The 2,372-nt window shown below is 50.5% G+C and carries 4 protein-coding genes; all 4 read left to right on the forward strand.

Translation table 11 applies throughout. The annotated features are described in order from the left end of the window. Window positions 1–106: 106 nt before the first annotated feature. Entirely contained in the window at window positions 107–436 is a 330-nt protein-coding gene (locus IG627_RS20485) for a hypothetical protein (protein ID WP_193195143.1), read from the forward strand. Between the two features lie 154 nt (window positions 437–590). Further along, the gene (locus IG627_RS20490) at window positions 591–842 is read left to right on the forward strand and encodes a hypothetical protein (protein WP_193195145.1); all 252 of its coding nucleotides are present in this window, start codon (window positions 591–593) and stop codon (window positions 840–842) included. Between the two features lie 153 nt (window positions 843–995). Beyond that, on the forward strand, window positions 996–1,235 hold the full coding sequence (locus tag IG627_RS20495) for a DUF7661 family protein (RefSeq protein WP_319024625.1): 240 nt from the start codon (window positions 996–998) through the stop codon (window positions 1,233–1,235). A 946-nt stretch (window positions 1,236–2,181) separates the two neighbouring features. Continuing rightward, window positions 2,182–2,372: hypothetical protein (locus IG627_RS21005; protein ID WP_226865501.1), on the forward strand; the 191-nt coding region annotated here is incomplete at its 3' end.

The following is a 2,372-nucleotide window of genomic DNA, read 5'->3' on the forward strand; positions in this document are numbered from 1 at the left end:
AGCTTACCTTGTGCACGTTTTGCACAGGTCGCTGCGCTCCCATTATTGCGCAAAACGTGCACAAGGTAAGCTGCCCCTGCTGGCGGCGTTATACGGCTAAGTAGAAATGGCATCATTTATAAGTGAGTTTCTTAAACCTGAAATTTCTCCAGAGCCATACGTGCCAGAAAGCGACGTTGTTGCTTATAAAGAATGTAAAGATGAGCCTGTGATTGTAGAAGTCTACTGTCACGAAAATGGTGCTTACGGCTTTCGTTACAATAGCTGGGTTGCATGGCGTGATGCGGGGTGTGAGGTTCGCTCCCACGATTGGAATCTAACATACCCCCCAATAACAACATATTCAGAGAAGCTCGAGTCAGTGATCGAGGCCGCGGAGCTCGATGCTAAAGAAAATTCTCTGAACACCTGTGGGGGCTGGATGTATGCCGTATAACAAGGCCGGGCAATTTGCTCCGGGCCTGCGGCCCTCCACGGGACAGCTTACCTTGTGCACATTTTGCGCTGGTCGCTGCGCTCCCATTATTGCGCAGAATGCGCACAAGGTAAGCTGCCCCTGCCGGCGGCGTTAAGTGAGTAATGGAGTACACATGAAATCATTTCTATTCAATTTGGCTGGCCTACTTGGTTCTTGGCAATTCGTAGAGCTTTCTTCGGATAGTGTGTTCAACTCAGTTTTTGCACCGATAATTTTTGTAGTTTTTCTGATTTCTAGCGTTCTTTGGCTCATTGTAAAATTTGGTGTAAATCAGCGTACTGGTGGCGGCACATACTTTAGCGGGGATGCCGGCGGATATGGCGGTGGTGGAGATTGCGGTGGTGGCGGAGGCGGCGGGTGCTAATCCCCCACTTAACAATCACAGGCAGTAAAGCTACGGCCCTACGGGCCTCCGCGGGACAGCTTACCTTGTGCACTTTTTGCGCGGGTCGCTACGCTCCCATTTTCGCTCAAAAAGTGCACAAGGTAAGCTGCCCCTGCTGTGGGCGTTAGGCAAGTGGCCAAAGTCATGGAGAGATATAAGTACAATATTTTCGGTAGGGAAGTCCTGATTGAAAGAAGCCAAAATCGCTGGGCAACTTTCTATCAGGGTTCAGAAGGTAAGCGCCGAAATGCTGGAATATTTGTTCCGCCAGAAATTACGGAAATTGAGTTAACTCAGTATCTGGCTGATCTTTGTCATGAGTGGGCAACTGAAAGGCATCCATCAGTGGTACGCCTGGGTGAAAATAAATAGATTGGCATTCGTAGGGCATCCTGCCTAACAATCACAAGCAGTAAATCTACGGCCCTTCGGGCCTCCGCGGGACAGCTTACCTTGTGCACGTTTTGCGCAGGTCGCTACGCTCCCATTTTTGCGCAAAACGCGCACAAGGTAAGCTGCCCCTGCTGTGGGCGTTATGGTGGCTTGGCAAAAAATTAAAAAAGTTAGTGCCAAGGAAAGTTTCGGTGCTTTTTGATAGCTCTATTTTGTTGGCACAGTGCACGGTTGCGGTTAAGTAGTTTCGTTCCTGATGCCTTCTTTGTAGGGCGAGCGCCGCAGCAAGTTCAAGCCAGCATTGTGGGTAAGTAATAAGAAAATTCAGTGGTGCGGAAATTTTGGTATTCTTTCGCATCTTAAATAGGCGGTGGCCCTTCGCTGCGCTACGGGCAAAGTGCCAGTAGCGAGCTCAGAGCGGCGCCAGCCATAACCAGGCCAGGCAGTACGCTCCGGCGCTGCGCGCCTCTGCTGGCAACGTTATGGTGCCGGTCGGTAAAAATTAATATTTGTGCGGCTGCAATTTTTGCGCACAGTTTAGGCATCCAGTATTTGGCCTTTTGCCTGGGCGCATTCAAGCAGTTTCGTTCCTAGAGCGTTCGCTTAGGTTCGGCAGAAAAGGGCATTCCTCTGCAGTATTGCAGAGTGCCAGTAAGATATGAATTGGTTGGGGAAAGTGCGGTATTCTTTCCTCGTTCTAAATGGGCGGTGGCCAGCCAAGTCGTGGCTGGCAAAGTTCCGGAAAGCGGGCGCGGAGTGCGGCATACCATAACAAGCGCAAGCAGTTTGCTACGGCCCTTCGGGCCTCCGCGGGACGCCCAACGCTATGCACATTTTGTGCGGGTCGCTGCGCTCCCAGTTTCGCACAAAATGTGCACAGCATTGGTCGCCCCTGTTGCGGTCGTTATGCATCAATGGAGATTCCGTGAGTAAGTTTTTAATTGTCGCGATCCTTGCGTTAAATATTTCGCATACCTGGGCATCAGTGGAGAGCCTTCGATCTGTTGGTATTGAGACCAGTGGAGAAAATGGTTGCTATCTTTCTAATGGTAAGAGCGTTCTGGGGCCTACTATCGGGATGATGGTGGATGCATATGAGAACCATCCAAAGCTGCC

It is taken from the genome of Microbulbifer taiwanensis (assembly GCF_014904815.1).
GTDB lineage: Bacteria > Pseudomonadota > Gammaproteobacteria > Pseudomonadales > Cellvibrionaceae > Microbulbifer > Microbulbifer taiwanensis.

What these genes read in the sequence shown, in the direction of transcription:
- IG627_RS20490 (WP_193195145.1), top strand. Translation starts at nt 591, where the DNA reads ATGAAATCATTTCTATTCAATTTGGCTGGCCTACTTGGTTCTTGGCAA.
- IG627_RS20485 (WP_193195143.1), top strand. Translation starts at nt 107, where the DNA reads ATGGCATCATTTATAAGTGAGTTTCTTAAACCTGAAATTTCTCCAGAG.